The organism is Photobacterium rosenbergii (assembly GCF_003026455.1).
Classification (GTDB): domain Bacteria; phylum Pseudomonadota; class Gammaproteobacteria; order Enterobacterales; family Vibrionaceae; genus Photobacterium; species Photobacterium rosenbergii.
In genome coordinates this window covers 23,690-41,772 of the sequence record NZ_PYMB01000010.1, presented here as the reverse complement: position 1 = coordinate 41,772, position 18,083 = coordinate 23,690, and the positions used below count along the sequence as shown (strand labels likewise).

The 18,083-nt window shown below is 51.3% G+C and carries 18 protein-coding genes; 10 read left to right on the top strand and 8 right to left on the bottom strand.

Annotated features, from left to right (window positions below):
* Positions 1-28 precede the first annotated feature (28 nt).
* A complete protein-coding gene (gene hldE / locus C9J01_RS18270) occupies positions 29-1,459 on the top strand; it encodes a bifunctional D-glycero-beta-D-manno-heptose-7-phosphate kinase/D-glycero-beta-D-manno-heptose 1-phosphate adenylyltransferase HldE (RefSeq protein ID WP_107299580.1) in 1,431 nt (476 codons plus the stop codon).
* Between the two features lie 129 nt (positions 1,460-1,588).
* Here the strand turns inward: hldE and tolC are convergent, their stop codons facing one another.
* Entirely contained in the window at positions 1,589-2,872 is a 1,284-nt protein-coding gene (tolC, locus tag C9J01_RS18265) for an outer membrane channel protein TolC (RefSeq protein ID WP_107299579.1), read from the bottom strand.
* 278 nt (positions 2,873-3,150) lie between these two features.
* Here tolC and nudF point away from each other — a divergent pair, with 278 nt between their 5' ends.
* The 8 genes from nudF (at position 3,151) to idi (ending at position 11,580) form a co-directional block, all read left to right on the top strand.
* The gene (gene nudF / locus C9J01_RS18260) at positions 3,151-3,786 is read left to right on the top strand and encodes an ADP-ribose diphosphatase (protein ID WP_107299578.1); all 636 of its coding nucleotides are present in this window, start codon (positions 3,151-3,153) and stop codon (positions 3,784-3,786) included.
* Between the two features lie 26 nt (positions 3,787-3,812).
* Positions 3,813-4,241, top strand: a complete 429-nt coding sequence (locus C9J01_RS18255) for a DUF1249 family protein (RefSeq protein ID WP_107299577.1) — start codon at positions 3,813-3,815, stop codon at positions 4,239-4,241.
* 30 nt (positions 4,242-4,271) lie between these two features.
* Positions 4,272-5,096, top strand: a complete 825-nt coding sequence (cpdA, locus tag C9J01_RS18250; RefSeq protein WP_107299576.1) for a 3',5'-cyclic-AMP phosphodiesterase — start codon at positions 4,272-4,274, stop codon at positions 5,094-5,096.
* Positions 5,097-5,675, top strand: a complete 579-nt coding sequence (gene yqiA / locus C9J01_RS18245; protein ID WP_107299575.1) for an esterase YqiA — start codon at positions 5,097-5,099, stop codon at positions 5,673-5,675.
* A 153-nt stretch (positions 5,676-5,828) separates the two neighbouring features.
* The gene (parE, locus tag C9J01_RS18240) at positions 5,829-7,712 is read left to right on the top strand and encodes a DNA topoisomerase IV subunit B (protein ID WP_107299574.1); all 1,884 of its coding nucleotides are present in this window, start codon (positions 5,829-5,831) and stop codon (positions 7,710-7,712) included.
* Positions 7,713-7,811: 99 nt separating this feature from the next.
* Positions 7,812-10,076 carry a DNA topoisomerase IV subunit A gene (parC, locus tag C9J01_RS18235; RefSeq protein ID WP_107299573.1) on the top strand — a complete coding sequence of 755 codons (2,265 nt, stop codon included), beginning with the start codon at positions 7,812-7,814 and terminating at the stop codon, positions 10,074-10,076.
* Between the two features lie 171 nt (positions 10,077-10,247).
* Complete coding sequence (locus C9J01_RS18230; protein ID WP_107299572.1) at positions 10,248-10,970, top strand: 1-acylglycerol-3-phosphate O-acyltransferase; 723 nt, start codon at positions 10,248-10,250, stop codon at positions 10,968-10,970.
* 79 nt (positions 10,971-11,049) lie between these two features.
* Positions 11,050-11,580 carry an isopentenyl-diphosphate Delta-isomerase gene (gene idi, locus C9J01_RS18225; protein ID WP_107299571.1) on the top strand — a complete coding sequence of 177 codons (531 nt, stop codon included), beginning with the start codon at positions 11,050-11,052 and terminating at the stop codon, positions 11,578-11,580.
* 94 nt (positions 11,581-11,674) lie between these two features.
* On the opposite strand, the gene C9J01_RS18220 is transcribed toward idi, so the two are convergent.
* The 5 genes from C9J01_RS18220 to pyrB form a co-directional block, all read right to left on the bottom strand.
* Positions 11,675-12,061, bottom strand: coding sequence for a RidA family protein (locus C9J01_RS18220; RefSeq protein ID WP_039456204.1), 387 nt, complete (start codon positions 12,059-12,061; stop codon positions 11,675-11,677).
* 204 nt (positions 12,062-12,265) lie between these two features.
* Complete coding sequence (locus C9J01_RS18215) at positions 12,266-12,745, bottom strand: arginine repressor (protein ID WP_107299570.1); 480 nt, start codon at positions 12,743-12,745, stop codon at positions 12,266-12,268.
* 238 nt (positions 12,746-12,983) lie between these two features.
* Positions 12,984-13,922 carry a serine protease gene (locus C9J01_RS18210; protein WP_237157006.1) on the bottom strand — a complete coding sequence of 313 codons (939 nt, stop codon included), beginning with the start codon at positions 13,920-13,922 and terminating at the stop codon, positions 12,984-12,986.
* 202 nt (positions 13,923-14,124) lie between these two features.
* Positions 14,125-14,589, bottom strand: a complete 465-nt coding sequence (gene pyrI / locus C9J01_RS18205; RefSeq protein ID WP_107299569.1) for an aspartate carbamoyltransferase regulatory subunit — start codon at positions 14,587-14,589, stop codon at positions 14,125-14,127.
* Between the two features lie 15 nt (positions 14,590-14,604).
* Positions 14,605-15,534 carry an aspartate carbamoyltransferase gene (pyrB, locus tag C9J01_RS18200; protein WP_107299568.1) on the bottom strand — a complete coding sequence of 310 codons (930 nt, stop codon included), beginning with the start codon at positions 15,532-15,534 and terminating at the stop codon, positions 14,605-14,607.
* Here pyrB and C9J01_RS29520 point away from each other — a divergent pair.
* Positions 15,514-15,732 (top strand): hypothetical protein, encoded by a 219-nt coding sequence (locus tag C9J01_RS29520; protein WP_146157093.1) that lies wholly within the window; start codon positions 15,514-15,516, stop codon positions 15,730-15,732. The two genes, pyrB and C9J01_RS29520, sit on opposite strands and share 21 nt — an antisense overlap.
* A 243-nt stretch (positions 15,733-15,975) precedes the next feature.
* Here the strand turns inward: C9J01_RS29520 and C9J01_RS18195 are convergent, their stop codons facing one another.
* Both C9J01_RS18195 and arcC read right to left on the bottom strand, forming a co-directional pair.
* Complete coding sequence (locus C9J01_RS18195) at positions 15,976-16,986, bottom strand: ornithine carbamoyltransferase (RefSeq protein ID WP_107299567.1); 1,011 nt, start codon at positions 16,984-16,986, stop codon at positions 15,976-15,978.
* Positions 16,987-17,113: 127 nt separating this feature from the next.
* Positions 17,114-18,025 carry a carbamate kinase gene (gene arcC / locus C9J01_RS18190; RefSeq protein ID WP_107299566.1) on the bottom strand — a complete coding sequence of 304 codons (912 nt, stop codon included), beginning with the start codon at positions 18,023-18,025 and terminating at the stop codon, positions 17,114-17,116.
* Positions 18,026-18,083 lie beyond the last annotated feature (58 nt).

The window sequence follows — 18,083 nt, the reverse complement described above, 5'->3', positions numbered from 1 at the left end:
GGGGGTTATCACAATCCCGGAGAAAAAAATGAAACTGACTCTTCCTGATTATGATCAAGCAGGCGTGCTGGTCGTGGGTGATGTCATGCTAGATCGCTACTGGTATGGGCCGACAGGCCGTATTTCCCCTGAAGCCCCCGTCCCTGTAGTAAAAGTCGATCAGGTAGAGGAGCGTCCGGGTGGTGCGGCCAACGTGGCCATGAATATCGCAGCGCTGGGCGGGCATGCCCGTTTGGTGGGCTTAACTGGCATTGATGAACCTGCCCGTGCATTGTCGGAAAAGCTATCGTCATTGGATGTGCGCTGTGACTTTGTGACTTTGCCGGACTATCCAACCATCACCAAACTGCGGGTGATGAGCCGCGGTCAGCAGATGATCCGTTTGGATTTTGAGGAAGGTTTCCACAACGTGCCGGCGGATGTGATTTTACCCCGCATGGAACAGGCACTGACATCGAGCAAAGTGGTTGTGCTATCGGATTATGCCAAGGGAGCCCTTGAGCATGTCCAGGCGATGATCCAGTTGGCACGTAAGTCTGGTATTGCAGTGATGGTTGACCCGAAAGGGGCGGACTTTGAACGCTACCGTGGGGCAACGCTGCTAACGCCAAACCTATCAGAGTTTGAAGCGGTAGCGGGCAAAGCCCTGTCTGAAGAGGATTTGGTGGCAAAAGGCTTGGCATTGATTGAGCGTTTTGAGCTTGAAGCCCTGTTGGTGACCCGCAGTGAGCACGGTATGACCCTGCTGCAAAAAGGCCAGGAGCCGCTGCATATGCCGACCCAGGCCAAAGAGGTCTATGATGTGACCGGTGCTGGTGATACGGTGATTTCGGTACTGGCGGCCTCGCTGGCGGCGGGCAAGTCACTGTCCGATTCTTGCAAACTGGCCAATGCGGCAGCCGGTGTTGTAGTGGGTAAGTTGGGTACCTCGACCTTGTCTACCATTGAACTGACGGAAGCGATTCACGGCAGCCAGGACAGCGGTTTTGGTGTGATCAGTGAAGCGCAGCTTAAGCAAGCGGTCAAAGCGGCCCGTGCCCGTGGCGAGAAAGTGGTGATGACCAATGGTTGTTTCGATATCTTGCATGCCGGCCATGTCGCTTATCTCAATGAAGCCGCTAAACTGGGTGATCGCTTGATTGTTGCGGTGAACTCAGACAGCTCTGTTCAAGTGCTCAAAGGTCCAGGTCGCCCGGTGAACCCTGAAGACCGTCGTATGGCCGTGTTGGCAGGTTTGGGGGCCGTTGATTGGGTCGTGCCATTTAGCGAAGAAACCCCGCAGCGCCTGATCAGTGAGATCCTGCCGACGCTGTTGGTCAAGGGGGGCGATTACAAGCCGGAAGAAATTGCCGGCGGCCAGGAAGTGATTGCGGCTGGTGGTGAGGTTCGCGTGCTTAACTTCGAGGACGGCTGTTCGACAACCGAAATCATTGAAGCGATTAAAGGGGGAAGGGGCTAACAGGGCCTCTCCTTGGACTTAGCCTGAAAACCTCTCAATAAGAGCAGGGCTTTGGCTAGGCAAAGATACTAAAAAAGCGCCGTCATTGAGGGCGCTTTTTTTATATGGTTTGCTTAAGCTAGGTTGTGATTACTTCGCTTTTACCAGGCCTGCGTTAACGTCCAAGATATCTTGTTCGTTCAGTGAGCCAACGGCTTGTTTTAGCTGAAGCTGGCTGATGATGTAATCGTAGCGAGCATTTGCCAGCTGGCGGTTGGCATCATACAGACGGCGAGTCGCATCTAGTACATCAACAATGGTACGGGTACCCACATCGAAACCGGCTTCTGTCGCTTCAAGGGCTGACTGGGCAGAAACCACAGACTGCTGGTAAGCGCGTAGGGCACCGATAGAGGCATTGATGTTGTTGTAGAAAGCGCGGACGTCACGAACAACACTGCGGTAAGAGCCTTCCAGATCTTCGCTTGCTGCTACATAGCCGTATTGGGCCTGTTTGACTTCAGAGGTCACGCGGCCACCGGTGTAAACAGGAAGCGCAAGGTTGATACCGGCTGTTAGCGTACCGTCGTCCGTTGATGCAACTTTGTCATCGTAGTTATAACCAGCATTGAAAGACAGGGTTGGCAAATGGCCAGACTCTGCCAGGGCAATTTCGTCACGGGCGATGTCTTGGGAAATACGGGCAGTCAACAGGCTAAGGTTTTCTGTCTCAGCATCTGTGATCAAGCTTTCAACGCGTGATTGAGGCGCGCTGGCACTAAAGCGGCGGGTGTCCAGAACGCTTAGGTCCGTGTGGGCCTGGCCGGTGATTTCACGTAGGCCTTCGTAGCTGTTAGTCAGTGAGTTTTCTGCCAAAATTTCATCTGCTAGCACGCTATCGTACTGTGCCTGGGCATCATGAACATCGGTAATCGCTGATAGGCCAACTTCGAAACGTTGTTTGGTTTGTTCTAGCTGGCGACCCACTGCGGCTTTTTCGGCACGGACGAATTCTAGGTCATCCATTGCACGCAGCACGGCAAAATAGGCGTCAGAGACACGCAGGATCAGGCCTTGCTGAGAAGTAGCATAAAACGCATCACTCTGGCGTGCTACTTTCTCGCTGATATCTAGGTTTACCCAACTGGTACGGTTGTAGATCGACTGGTCTAGGGTAAGACCACCGTTGAAACCATCGGCATCACCATCCATACGAGCGATGTTGTAGCCAGCTGTTAGATTAATCTGTGGTAGCAATGCGCTTCGAGTAGAGTTAATCGCTTCGAACGCAGTGTCTTTATCGGCAGCCGCACGTAGCAGCTGAGGGTCATTTTGTTTTGCTTGTTGGTAGATTTCGGCGAGATCATCAGCCAGTGCAGTATGGCTAAGACCGCCAAGCGCAAAGCTAACAAAAAGCGGAAGCAATTTTTTCATGTATGCCTTTCCTGGTCCTGACAAAAATAAGAGCAAGGCTCCAGTTTAACCTATGTTTCCTTGCCTGAAACTGATCATTGAACAATTTACTTTATTTTACGATATTTTACTGGATTAAATGTGATTTTAAGCTTTTCGTGGCGAAAAGCGACTTAAAAAAAATCACAATAATTGTCATAAATGTTGAATTAAATCATTGCCGTTCCTTGGCGGGAATGGAATGATATATGCCTTCGTCGGCCGGAGGCCGTGTCAGAAAGGGCAAAAGGAATAAAAACATGGCAAAAACAGGTGCTAAGCAAGGCGGACCAGGACAGTTTTCTCGTGACGACGTCGAAGTTCTCGCCGAGGAGCCTTTGTACCGAGGTTTTTTCAGCATGGTGAAATACCGTTTTCGCCATCGCCTATTTGCGGGAGGCTGGAGTCAGCCATTGGACCGTGAAATGTTTGAGCGTGGCCATGCTGCGGCTATGTTGCCTTATGACCCCCATACTGATCAGGTTGTATTGGTTGAACAATTCCGGGTCGGTGCGATGGCTGCTGATTGCTCGCCATGGCAACTAGAGATAGTGGCTGGAATCATTGAGCCGGGTGAAAAGGCGGATGATGTTGTCCGCCGTGAATCAGTGGAAGAAGCGGGCGTTGAAGTTGGCTCGTTGCATAAAATCACCCGTTACCTGTCTAGCTCTGGTGGTTGCTCGGAAACCTTGGATATTTTTGTCGGTGAGATAGACAGTACAACGGCAGAAGGGATCCATGGCCTGGAAGAGGAAGGCGAAGATATCAAAGTGCATGTGGTTTCTCGAGAAGACGCTTACCAGTGGGTAGAATCTGGTAAAATTGAGAATGCGGCCTCGATCATTGCCCTGCAATGGCTGCAATTGAACTACACTCGGTTGCAGGCTGCGCGTTAGACGACCACACTCACTGAGGATACCGATTGAATAGAAGATACACTGTTGATTTTGCTGGTATCATGCGACTTTACGAAACCAACTATGCGAAGTTGCTCCCATTGCTGCCAAAAAGCGATCAGGTAGGGGACCAATGCATTTATTGTGTTTCGGAACAGGAATATCATCTGACCATTACTGAATCGACCCGATATACCACAGTGGTTGAACTCCATCTCAAGGCAGAAGAATCACTGCCGGATTACCTGATCCCGAAAATGACGATCAGGTTGTACCACGATGCCAGGGTCGCAGAAGTGTGTTCCGCCCAGCAGACTTCGCGTCTGAAGCCAAGGTATGATTACCCCAACATGCGGATGCATCAGAAAGATGAGAAGCATCAAGTTAACCGTTTTCTGGGAGACTGGTTGGCGTATTGCCTAAAAAACGGGATCAGCAGACAGTCGGTTTGTTAATAGAATCAGATAGACAAGGTTTTTGACGTTTTGCAGACTTTTACTCTGCCACAGACGAACCGCGATAGTGTGGTTCTCCTGCAAATTACCGATACCCACCTGTTTGCCGATGACGGCGGCAGTTTGTTGGGTGTCGCGACAAAAGACAGCTTTCATGCCGTACTGAATGCGGTAGATGTTGCTGCACGCCCTTTTGATGCTATCGTGGCGACGGGCGATATTTCCCAAGACCATACCGAACATTCCTACCAGCGCTTTTGCGATGGTATAGCACGCTGGTCTCAGCCATGTTTCTGGCTGCCGGGCAACCATGATTACCAACCAAGCATGCAGGCGGTATTGCCATCGCCGCAGATCAAGCCTTGCCATCAAGTATTGGCGGGAGAGCATTGGCAGGTGATCCTGCTGGACAGCCAGGTCAAAGGGGTTCCGCACGGTGAACTGAGCCAGGAACAACTCGAGATGCTCGATGAGGCACTGTCGGCTCACCCTGACCGCCATGCGCTGGTCTTGTTGCACCATCACCCTTTGCCGGCTGGCAGCACTTGGCTTGATCAGCACCAGTTGCACAACAGCGAACCGTTCTGGCAGGTCATTGGCCGTTATCCGCAGGTTAAGGCGATTTTGTGCGGTCATATCCACCAGGAGTTGGACCGCATCCATCAAGATGTCAGGGTACTGGCGACACCATCGACCTGCATCCAGTTCCAGCCAGATTCCCATGACTTTGCCTTGGATCAGAAAAGCCCGGGCTGGCGTTATTTGTCATTGCACAGTGATGGGCGCCTTGAAACTCAGGTCCATCGCTTGGAAGGCCATGACTTTACCCCGAATTTTGAGTCCGCAGGTTACTAAATGAAGCCGTTGCTATTGTATATCCACGGCTTTAATAGCTCGCCGAAATCCCTCAAGGCAACGGTTATGGCTGAGTACTGCCGCCGTGAACGGCCAGATATCCGGGTCGAGATCCCGCAGATCCCCTGCTACCCTGCAGATGCTGCTACGTTTATTGATGAGCTGGTGCAATCATTGCGTCATCAATACCAGATAGGCTTGGTCGGCAGTTCGCTGGGGGGGTATATCTCTACCTGGCTCAATGACTGCTATCAGTTGCCTGCGGTATTGGTTAATCCTGCGGTGAAGCCTTATGAGTTATTGCAGGATTACTTGGGTGAGCAGGAAAACCCCTATACCGGGGAGCGCTATTTCCTAGAGCCCAAACATATGGATGAACTGCGCCAGATGGATGTGGCCAAACTCCGCCACCCTGAGCAACTATGGTTGCTTCAACAAGAAGGTGACGAGGTACTGGATTACCGCCAGGCTGTCGAGAAATACTCGGCCTGCCGGCAAACCGTTGAACCCGAAGGGGATCATAGTTTTGTCGGATTTGAACGTTACCCTGAACAAATCATTCGATTCTTGGGCTTGTAATATCTTCCGAGCACTTGTTGCTTGAGAGGAATTTGTCCCGACTTGGATCAAATTCGACTCACAATTGTGGGCCACATTATCGACCCTAGCTTGACAACCGAGCTGGGGTTACTGACTATTGTGGCAGAAATTTTTCCGTAACTTTCCGTAATTATGACAGAGCAAAGCTATAACGCTGGAGCCATTGAGGTTCTAAATGGCCTTGAGCCAGTACGCCGCCGTCCGGGGATGTATACCGACACGGTACGGCCTAACCACCTAGGCCAGGAAGTCATCGATAACAGTGTCGATGAAGCCTTGGCTGGCCACGCCCGCAAGGTAGAGGTCATTCTTCATGCGGATCAGTCACTGGAAGTGATTGATGATGGCCGGGGGATGCCGGTAGATATTCACCCGGAAGAGGGGGTTTCAGGGGTAGAGCTTATCCTATGTAAACTCCATGCCGGTGGTAAGTTCTCAGGTAAAAATTACCAGTTCTCCGGTGGTTTGCACGGGGTAGGGATCTCGGTCGTCAACGCCTTGTCGACCCGCGTCGAGGTCACGGTGAAACGTGATGGCCAGGTTTACCAGATTGCTTTTGAAAACGGTGACAAAGCCAGTGAATTGGAAGTGATCGGCACCTGTGGTCGTCGCGCCAAGGGAACCCGGGTTCACTTCTGGCCGGATGCGAAATACTTCGATAGCCCGAAATTCTCTGTCTCTCGCCTGAAAAACATCCTTAAGGCCAAAGCAGTGCTTTGCCCGGGGCTTGAAATTGTCTTTACCGACAAGGCAAGTGACGAAACTATCCGTTGGTGCTACGAAGACGGCCTGAAAGATTACTTGGCAGAAGGCGTGAAGGGCTACACCCTGTTGCCGGAAGAACCGTTTACCGGTGTATTCAGTGGCCAGACCGAAGCGGCTGATTGGGCCTTGCTGTGGTTGCCGGAAGGCGGTGAACTGATCACAGAAAGTTACGTGAACCTGATCCCGACCGCGCAGGGCGGTACCCATGTCAACGGCTTGCGCCAGGGTTTGCTCGATGCGATGCGCGAATTCTGTGAGTTCCGCAACCTGCTGCCACGTGGAGTGAAGCTGACCGCTGATGATATCTGGGACCGCTGTTCATACGTGTTGTCGGTCAAGATGCAAGACCCGCAGTTTGCCGGCCAGACCAAAGAGCGCCTGTCATCCCGCCAGTGTGCTGCGTTTGTCTCTGGCGTCGTCAAAGATGCCTTCAGCCTATGGCTGAACGAGCGCCCACAGATTGCCGAACAGTTGGCGGAAGTCTGTATCGCCAATGCCCACCGCCGTATGCGTGCCAGCAAGAAAGTGGTGCGTAAGAAGGTTGCCTCGGGCCCAGCACTGCCGGGTAAGCTGGCAGATTGTTCGCAGCAGGACTTGTCACGTACTGAACTGTTCTTGGTCGAGGGTGACTCGGCGGGTGGTTCTGCCAAGCAGGCCCGTGACCGTGAATTCCAGGCTATCATGCCGTTGCGCGGTAAGATCCTGAACACCTGGGAAGTCTCTGCCGATCAGGTACTGGCTTCGCAGGAAGTCCATGATATTTCAGTTGCCTTGGGTATTGACCCAGACAGCGACGACTTGAGCGGCTTGCGCTACGGCAAGATCTGCGTCCTGGCCGATGCCGACTCGGATGGTCTGCATATTGCCACTCTGCTGTGCGCATTGTTTGTCCGTCACTTCGAGTCCTTGGTCCGTGCTGGCCATGTTTATATTGCGATGCCGCCACTGTACCGTATCGACCTTGGCAAGGAAGTCTATTATGCCCTTGATGATGCCGAGAAAGACGGCATCCTCGACCGCCTGAGCAACAAGCGCGGTAAAGTGAATGTCCAGCGCTTCAAAGGTCTGGGTGAAATGAACCCGCTCCAGCTCCGTGAAACGACCATGGATCCGAATACCCGCCGTTTGGTTCAGCTGACTATCGATGATGATGAGCAGACCAACGAGATGATGGATATGCTGCTAGGCAAGAAGCGTGCGGAAGACCGCCGCCACTGGTTGCAGAGCAAAGGCGACATGGCCGAAGTGTGATTGATGGGGTTGGTTATCGCATTTGTTAGCCAGCCCTGCTTGATGATTTGATGGCCTGTGACGATGCATGGGCCAGAAACGTAAACGGAATACCCAACGATGACTGATGTCTCAATGGACGGCGTTGAACAGCTCCCGCTGCGTAAGTTCACCGAAGACGCCTACCTCAACTACTCCATGTATGTGATCATGGACCGTGCCCTGCCGTTTATCGGCGACGGCCTAAAGCCAGTACAGCGCCGCATCATCTATGCGATGTCAGAGCTGGGCCTGTCGGCAACGGCCAAGTACAAGAAGTCTGCCCGTACCGTCGGCGACGTGTTGGGTAAATACCACCCGCACGGTGATTCGGCGTGTTATGAAGCCATGGTGTTGATGGCGCAGCCTTTCTCCTACCGCTACCCGTTGGTTGATGGCCAGGGTAACTGGGGTGCGCCGGACGATCCGAAATCTTTTGCCGCGATGCGTTATACCGAATCGCGCTTGTCGCGTTTCTCTGAAGTGTTGCTCAACGAACTCGGGCAGGGGACGGTCGACTGGGGCCTGAACTTCGATGGCACGATGAAAGAGCCGAAGATGTTGCCAGCCCGATTGCCGCACATCCTGCTTAACGGCGTGACCGGTATCGCTGTTGGTATGGCGACGGATATACCGCCGCATAATGCCCGCGAAGTGGCGAATGCTGCCGTACACCTGATTGAGAACCCGAAAGCAGAGCTTGATGAGGTGATGGAATTCGTTCAAGGGCCGGACTACCCGACCGAGGCGGAGATCATTACATCGAAGACCGATCTGAAAAAGGTTTACCGTACCGGTCGCGGCAGCATCAAGATGCGTGCGGTATGGCACAAGGAAAGCGGCGATATTGTGATCACCGCATTGCCACACCAAGTTTCTGGCTCGAAGCTGCTTGAGCAGATCGCCAGCCAAATGCGTGCCAAGAAGCTGCCAATGGTGGAAGACCTGCGTGACGAATCGGATCACGAGAACCCGACTCGTATCGTGATCGTACCGCGCTCTAACCGTGTTGATAGCGAGCAGTTGATGAACCACCTGTTTGCCTCGACTGATCTGGAAAAGAGCTTCCGGGTAAACCTTAACATGCTGGGCCTTGATGGCCGTCCGCAGGTTAAAGGCTTGGTACAGATTATCTCGGAATGGCTTGAATTCCGCCGCGCCACAGTACGTCGTCGCTTGCAGCACCGCTTGGATAAGGTTAATGCCCGTTTGCACATCCTTGAAGGTTTGTTGGCGGCTTACCTCAACATTGACGAGGTTATCGAGATCATCCGTACCGAGGATGATCCGAAGGCTGAGCTGATGTCTCGCTTTGGCCTATCTGCTATCCAGGCTGATGCGATTCTTGAAATCAAACTCCGCCAGTTGGCTAAGCTGGAAGAGATCAAGATCCGCGGTGAGCAGGATGAGCTGTCAAAAGAGCGTGATCACCTCGAGAAGCTACTGGGCTCAGAGCGTCGCTTAAGCACTTTGATCAAGAAAGAGATCTTGGCCGATGCCGAGAAGTACGGTGACGATCGCCGTTCGCCATTGGTAGAGCGTGAAGAAGCTAAAGCACTGACCGAGCGAGAACTGATCCCTTCAGAAGCTATCACAGTGGTACTGTCTGAGAAAGGCTGGATCCGCCATGCCAAAGGTCATGAGGTTGACCCAACCTCATTGAGCTACAAGTCTGGTGATGGCTATCAGGCCCATGCACGAGGTAAGAGCAACCAGCCTGCGGTTTTCCTTGGCTCGGATGGTCGGAGCTATGCGCTTGAATCCCATAGTTTGCCATCGGCACGTAGTCAGGGTGAGCCGATTACGGGTCGCTTGAATTTGACGCCGGGCAGCCACGTCCGCCAAGTGATGATGGCCGATGACGATCAGTTATGGCTGATGGGCTCTGATGCCGGTTACGGTTTCATCTGTAAATGCAGTGATATGGTATCGAAGAACAAGAACGGTAAGGCCTTGTTGACGGTTCCGGAAAATGCCGAAGTGATGCAGCCACAGTGTATTGCTGATCTGGAGAGCGATGAGATCCTGGCGATTACCAACGAAGGCCGGATGTTGCTGTTCCCAATCAAGGAGCTGCCTCAGCTTGGTAAAGGTAAGGGTAACAAGATCATCAATATCCCGGCAGCCCGCTCGAAAGCGCGGGAAGAGTTCCTGTCCCAGTTAGTGGTACTGCCAAAAGGCAGTACCCTGACCTTATATGCAGGCAAGCGTAAGCTAGGCCTTAAGCCAGCCGATTTGGATAACTTCCGTGGCGAGCGTGGCCGTCGTGGTAGCATGCTGCCTCGTGGCCTGCAGCGGGTGACGCGTTTTGAAATAGACGCACCGCAAGAGCCTGAAGCCGAATAAGGTTTTTATTGACGCTTATTGGAAGCCCTCCTGATGGAGGGCTTTTTTTGTGCGTTTTCCAGCAGTTCGGGGCAGAAAGAGGTAGGATGTGGTCTAATTTGTGCACATAAAAGGTGTTTTTTCCCGCAGCCTAAGTATACTAGCGAACGCTTGTACGCTGAGGAGAGTCTGATGTTATTTCTATTGCGCATGATTGCTGTCGCAGTTTTTGCTGTGTTCATGTTTGTATTTGGCTGTGGTTACTGTTTGTTCAGCCCTCGTAACCCTAAGAATGTCTATATTGTTGGCCGTCACTTCTGCAAGATGGCACGTATCTTCGGCATTAAGCTGGAGCTTCGTTTCCCTGAAGGGGACCAGCCTGTTCCAAGCGTATACCTAGCGAACCACCAGAATAACTACGATATGTTTACTGTGTCGGGTGCCATCCAGCCTCGCACTGTGACCGTGGGTAAGAAAAGTATTGCCTGGATGCCGTTGTTTGGTCAGCTTTACTGGTTAACCGGAAATATCTTGATTGACCGTGCTAACCGCAGTAAGGCGGTGGGCACGATTGGCCAGGTGATTGATCAGATCAAAGAGCGTAATGTTTCAGTGTGGATGTTCCCGGAAGGGACCCGCTCCCGTGGTCGCGGTCTGCTACCATTCAAAACAGGTGCATTTCATGCCGCGATCGGTGCGGGTGTGCCGATTGTCCCGATTGTGTGTAGTAGCACGGTAAATGTTAAACTGAATAAGTGGGATAACGGTGTGGTGATCGTCGAAATGTTGCCTCCCGTTTCAGTTGATGGGCTGACTAAAGAAGATGTTCGCCAGTTGTCTAATCAGTGCCGTGATTTGATGGCCGCAAAACTGGAAGAGCTCAATGCTGAAGCGGACAGTCGCTCGGCAAGCTAATCGATAAGCTCTCTTGCCATTGTTGAATGATTAAGGACATGCCCAGCGTGTCCTTTTTGTTTTTATAGTTGAACGTACCATGATTGAAGAACAGGTTATATTAGTCGATCCGCAGGGCAGGGAGCTTGGCGTTGAGGAAAAAATGCAGGCGCACCGGGACGGCGTATTGCATTTGGCGTTTTCGGTTTTGCTTTACCGCGACGGTGGTAACGAGCGTGAGTTCCTGATGCAGCAACGTGCCCTAGGTAAGTATCATAGTGGCGGTCTGTGGACCAACACATGCTGCTCGCATCCCCGTTTGGGTGAGTCGATGAGTCAGGCGGGTATCCGTCGCTTGGGTGAAGAGATGGGGATTGTCGGCATCCATGAGCTGTCAGATGTCGCCAGCTTTGTATACCACGCTGAGCTGGATAACGATTTGGTCGAACACGAGTTGGATCATGTCTTGGTGGCAGAGGCTTCCGATATAGCGATAACGGCAAACCCAGAAGAGGTCATGGCTTATCGCTGGTGGGCGCAAAGTGAGCTTCAGGCGGCCTTGGAGCAGGAGCCTGAGTGTTTTACGGCTTGGTTTCCACAGGTGCTCGCACTGACCTTAGCGAATGCCTAGCGACATGCGTTGTTAGTGCTGGTGGTACCCTTCTCTGCCAAAATGAAAAAAGCTGCCAAAGGCAGCTTTTTTGTATTTCAGCGCGCCGGGGCAATTATTTGCGAACGGCAATGGCTTCGATTTCAATTTTTACGTCTTTTGGCAGACGAGCAACTTCAACACAAGAGCGTGCTGGGTATGGTGCATTGTGCTCGTCAAAGAACTTACCGTACACTTCGTTAACTGTACCGAAGTCATTCAGGTCTTTTACGAAGACGGTCATTTTTACGATGTCAGCCACTTTCAGGCCAGAAGACTCCACAACAGCCTTAACGTTTTCTAGTGACTGGCGAGCCTGCTCAGCGATATCGTCAGACACTTCACCTGTTTGGGGGTTCACAGGGATCTGGCCTGAAGTCAGAACCATGTTACCTAGGTCAACACCCTGTACATAAGGGCCGATTGCAGCTGGAGCCTGCTCTGTGTGAAGTACTTGAGTCATTTCTTGTCCTTACTTAAATATAGTTGTAGGTCACCGTTAGAGGTCTAGTTTGCAACCCAATGGCGAAGAGGTCAAAGGGTTTCAGGTAGGCTGGGCAAAAAGACAGCATGAAGCTGCTAAGGCTGCCTTTTTGCTTAGTTTTTCTCTGTTCGTTCGGTAATGGCAGTGTGGTCTTGGGCTGGCCCGCTTAGCTTAGCCTATTGTTCAAGCTGGGATCCCCAGTCTTGCTTTAACCACCTTTTCGCATTCATCAATGCGGCTGATGTCCTTCGGTGCCACCATCACAGTGTCATTACCGCCGACCGTACCGAGGATCTCGGCATGGGGCTGGATGTCAATCAGCCTAGCGACCAACTGAGCACCGCCGGGGTGGGTTTTCACCACCACGACCAATTGGTTATGGGTAATAAACTCGATCTGTGAAGCGATCGATGAGCCAACTTGAACCGGCTCACTCTCTACCGTTAGGCAGTAGACCTTTTTACCGTAGGCGTTGGGTACTTTCGCTACGCCTAGTCTCGACAGCAGGCGGGACACTGTCGATTGGCTCACATCTTCAAACCCCATTGCGATGAGCTGCTTGCGGATATCATCTTGGGTTGAAAAGCTTTGTTGCTGCAATAGTCGTTTGCAGGCGGAAGTGATGCTCTCTTCTTGGCAGAAAGCTTCCATCGCTCCGTGCATACTGTATCCACTCACGGGCAACTCCTTGTTATTCTGTTGGGACTTTGATCGTATCTCGTTAGCAGCCTGCGCACCGTCTGATTTGTCTGGAAGTCTGTGCTTCTTATCGGTGAACAAAGGTGGCTACCCTGACGCAAGATATAATGCCTCGGTTGCATAATCTTGCAAGGGCATCATATCAACATTGTCAGAGTAATTTATTGACCCCTATCACCAAAACAAAACGCCATCTATTTGGTTAGAATGAGGAATTATATCCCGACTGATTGAGTAGCACCCGAGGATTTAACTTAGAGTCTGGTTTGGATTGATTTGCTGCAACCCCATCATTTTCCTCGGGAAGGTTCAGACCAGACAAATTATTAGGGTTGTAGGTGTTGTACTGATATGCAGGCATAAATGTACGCCTTTGCGGCGTTTCAACTGTCGATTGCGCGTTGTTATTAGCTATTTGAAGCGTCTCCGTACCAGGGCGGTTGAGGGTGGCGACGTAGTCCGATACCTTGATGCCGGCAAGTTCGGCACTGGCAGAGTTAACCTCGATACCCAGCGCATCTAACCAGTCGAAGATCAATGGTGAAGGAACAAACTGGCTGTAGCGAGTAGCCGGTTTGAGGTTTTGCAAATCTTCCGGGTTGTTGACGATGGCAACGGTTATCCCTGCAATCTCGCCGTCTTCATTGAATACCGGCCCACCACTCATACCGGACATAACCGGCGCATCGCTTAACGAGTACAGGCAATCGGTATTGGTATCGACCACATCTTGGAGGTATTTACCCTCACCGCTTACGGTGGTGCCAACCAGTGAATGACCGTGGTGGATCACTGCCTGATCAGGGTAGATTAGGCCCCAGGTTGGCTGGGCATTGGAAGCGCGTGGGATCAGGGCAAGATCACAGGCCGGGTGGTAGATAACACCGGTATCCCAAGACAGTTGGGCGACATGCTTGGCGGTTATCATGTAGTCATCGTTGATGGGGACAGCGGAGCCAAACCCACCCATTAGCATAGGTACGCCGATGACCACCATTTCATTGGCGGAGTGCTGGTAGGTTTGTTGGACAGGACCATTGCTGGTAACACAACCCGATAGGACGAGAGTTGCAAGAAGGATACTACAGGGGCGGGCAAGCCCTGGCTTACCTGCCACAATCTTTTGCGCAATTTTTCTCATTTCACTTGCCTTTATTTTTGTTGTTTTATCCAGCACGCGGGGCTGGAAACTTAAAGGTAGTGAGAGGAGTGGGATCGATCTTTGCCGGAAGTGAGAATAAAAAAGCCTGCTCAAAGTTGAGCAGGCTTTCTTTTTCCTAGGGCAGGAAATGTCGCTAATGAGACAGCTTTTTCAGCTATTTAGCGAATCTAACTGTGAAATTTTAGTGGTTCTCTGTGACGATTTCGCGTGAGAAGACCTTTTCGCAGTATTTACACTTAAGCTGGATATCTTCTTTCTTGGTGATGACTTTGAAGCTGCTGTCTACCGGTTCGCCATGTGAAATACAGTTGGTGTTCGGGCACTTGAACACGGCATTGATTTGCTCTGGCAGGGTCAGGTTCAGCTTCTTCACGACTTCGTAGTTTTCGATCTGGTTAACTGTCGCCTGTGGTGCATACAGTGCCAGTTGGCTTGCCTGCTCTTCGCTGATGAAGATGTTTTCAATCTTGATAAGATCTTTTGCACCCAGAGCCGATGATGGCAGGTTCAGGCCAACCGTTACGCGCTGGTTAGTTTTGTGCATCTTGAACAGCTTCAGCACCTTGAAGCCAATGTTTGCAGGGATATGGTCGATCACCGAGCCGTTTTTGATCGCTTCGACCTGTAGTTGTGTTTCCTTCGCCATTATATTCTCTCCTGCTTAGATTGCTTCGTTTAGGACCAGTGCCAATAGGGCTTCACGTGCGTACACACCGTTTTCTGCTTGCTGGAAGAAGTAAGCATGCTTAGTTTTGTCGACGTCAGTCGTGATTTCGTCAATACGTGGCAGCGGGTGCAGTACTTTCAGGTTGTCACGGGCTTCGGCCAGCATCGGTGCGGTAAGGATGTAGGCTGCTTTCATGTGGGCGTACTCAGACTCGTCGAAGCGTTCTTTCTGGACGCGAGTCATGTACAGGATATCCAGCTCTGGAATCACTTCTTCCATCGAGTCATGCACGCTGTAGCTGATGCCGGCTTCGTCTAGTTCCTCACAGATGTAGTCAGGCATTGCTAGTACTTCCGGGGCAACAAAGAAGAACTTCACGTTGTTGAACTTGGCGAGCGCCTGGGTGAGGGAGTGGACGGTACGGCCGTATTTCAGGTCACCGACAAACGCGACATTCAGATTATCCAGTGTGCCCTGGGTTTCGTAGATAGTGAATAAATCCAGCAGGGTCTGGGTTGGGTGTTGGTTAGCACCGTCGCCACCGTTGATGATAGGCACGCCGTTGGAGAACTCAGAAGCAAGGCGGGCAGCCCCTTCCTGCGGGTGGCGCATGACGAAGGCATCAACATAGGAAGAAATGACCTGTACCGAGTCGGCTAGGGTCTCGCCTTTCTTCGCAAGTGACGTGTTACCACCGTTATCAAAACCAATCACAGTACCGCCCAGGCGCTGGATAGCGGTTTCGAAAGACAAACGGGTACGGGTAGATGGCTCGAAGAAACAGCTTGCAACAACCTTGTTCTTCAGAAGTTCAGGGTTCGGCTCGGCTTTTAGTTTGCCAGCCGTCTCGACAACTAGCTCAAGCTCACTACGGCTCAGTTCCGGAATGGAAATGATGTGCTTTTGAAACAGCGAATTCGCCATGGCTTCTCTTCCCTTTTAATTACGATGATGAACGACAGGTGCCGGCTGGTGTGGACAGCAGGCAAAAAAAAGCCCCCTTTAAAAAGGAGGCTCTTTTTACAACAACAGGAAAAACAAAAAACGGCGCTTCCGCCGAAAATCGGCGAAGGGTCATCAGGTTTAGCTGAAAAGACGGGCGCATTTTTTATCTCTCTCTAGACAAATTGCGAAGGATTATACCCCCATTTTTTGCGAACGCAAGCGTTTGCCTAAAGTATTCATTTAGCGGAATTTTATGCATTTTTCAGGGGTGTTTTACGGGCTAGGAATCGTGTTCTAACCCTGTGAACTGTAAGGGCTTGTTTTTGAACGAAGAGAGCGACTGGGGAAAATTGGCTGGAATAAAAATACCGGCCCGAAGGCCGGTATGGGTTTGAGAGTAGTTACACTCAAGAGAGTCGATTACTGACCCAGTGTGGCAACCATCACAGCTTTGATGGTGTGCATACGGTTCTCTGCTTCGTCGAATACGATAGAGTAGTCAGACTCAACTACTTCATCAGTTACTTCACAGCCTTGTGCCAGTACTGGGTATTCTGCTGCTAGTTGCTTACCAACTGTGGTGTCTTCGCCGTGGAAGGCTGGTAGGCAGTGCATGAATTTAACGTGTGGGTTGCCAGTGGCTTTGATCATGTCCATGTTGACCTGGTAAGGCAGCATTAGGTTGATACGCTCAGCCCATGCTTCTTTCGCTTCACCCATAGATACCCAAACGTCAGTGTATAGGAAGTCTACGCCTTCAACGCCTTCTTGTACGTCTTCAGTCATAGTGATTTTCGCGCCAGTGGTTTCAGCGATTTCGCGGCACTGAGCAACAAGTGCTTCTTCAGGCCAGAATTGCTTAGGTGCGACTAGGCGGATGTCCATACCCATTTTCGCTGCACCAACCATTAGGGAGTTACCCATGTTGTTGCGCGCATCGCCTAGGTAGGCAAATTTCATTTCGTGTAACTGTTTGCCACGGCCGTGTTCCATCATAGTCAGGAAGTCAGCCAGGATTTGTGTTGGGTGGAATTCGTCAGTTAGGCCGTTCCATACAGGTACGCCAGCGTAAGCGCCTAGCTCTTCAACGATCTCCTGACCGAAACCGCGGTATTCGATACCGTCATACATGCGGCCAAGAACGCGAGCGGTGTCTTTCATTGATTCTTTGTGGCCGATTTGAGAGCCAGATGGGCCAAGGTAAGAAACTTGTGCGCCCTGATCGAAAGCGGCTACTTCGAATGCACAGCGTGTACGAGTTGATGTTTTCTCGAAGATCAGTGCGATGTTCTTGCCAGTTAGGCGAGGCTGCTCGTAACCGTTGTACTTCGCTTTTTTCAGCTCAGCAGATAGTTCTAGTAGGTGCTGGATCTCACGTGGAGTGAAGTCTAGAAGTTTTAGGAAGTTACGGTTGCGAAGGTTAAAAGCCATGATGTTATCCTCTCTGAATCTGTATCTCTCTGTCCGGGGAAGGGCTGGGTTGTAATGGTTGCCCCGCCACCGGAAGCTATTATGTATTGTTTAACGTATTATTTATGTTTTGTGAATAAATATTCTTTTATTCTGCAATAATATTTGTGCCAGCTTCACCTTTTAGGATGGCTAGGCCATCTTCAAGGGCGCCGATACCAACTAGCTTGCCACCTTTGTTGATGAACTCGCATGAGGCATCGATTTTTGGTCCCATAGAGCCGGCATCGAAGGCATATTGAGCCAGCTCGCGAGGGTTGGTGCTGCGCAGTGCTTTCTGGGTTGGTTTACCCCAGTCTAGGTACACTGCATCGGCATCGGTCAGGATCAATAGGGCATCGGCATCAAGCTGCTGGGCAAGGTATGCTGCAGACATGTCTTTGTCGATAACCGCTTCAACACCAACCAACTTGCCATTTTCCTTTTTCACCGGGATACCGCCGCCACCGGTACAGATCACTAGGTGCTCTTGTTTGATAAGGGCAGTGATTGCATCGCTTTCAACAATACCGGTTGGTAGTGGGCTTGGCACCACGCGGCGGAAGTACTGGCCGTCAGGCTTGACTGTCCAGTGGTATTTCTCTGCCATCTCGCGGGCTTCGGCTTCTTCGTAGACCGGGCCGATTGGCTTGGTTGGATCCGCAAAGGCAGGATCATTCGGGTCTACCGTCATTTGGGTTAGCATGCAGGAGACGTCTTGCTCCGGCAGTAGGTTCTTTAGCTCTTGCATTAGCATGTAGCCAATCATGCCTTGGGTTTCTGAGCCCAGTACGTCCAATGGGTATGGATTAACCTTTTTGTATTCCAACCCTTGTAGGGCTAGCAGGCCAACTTGAGGGCCATTGCCGTGAACAAGAACCACATTGTATTCTTTGCCAATTTCCGCAATGGTTTTTGCCGCTTTGGCAATGTTCTGGCGTTGGATATCAGCTTCGAGTGGCTCGCCGCGGCGAAGTAGGGCATTACCGCCCAGTGCCACTACAACAGTTTGCTTAGTCATGTGATCGTCTCTCTTGGTTTTACTCTCAGTTATTGTGTTTTGTTTGGCTTATTGCCTA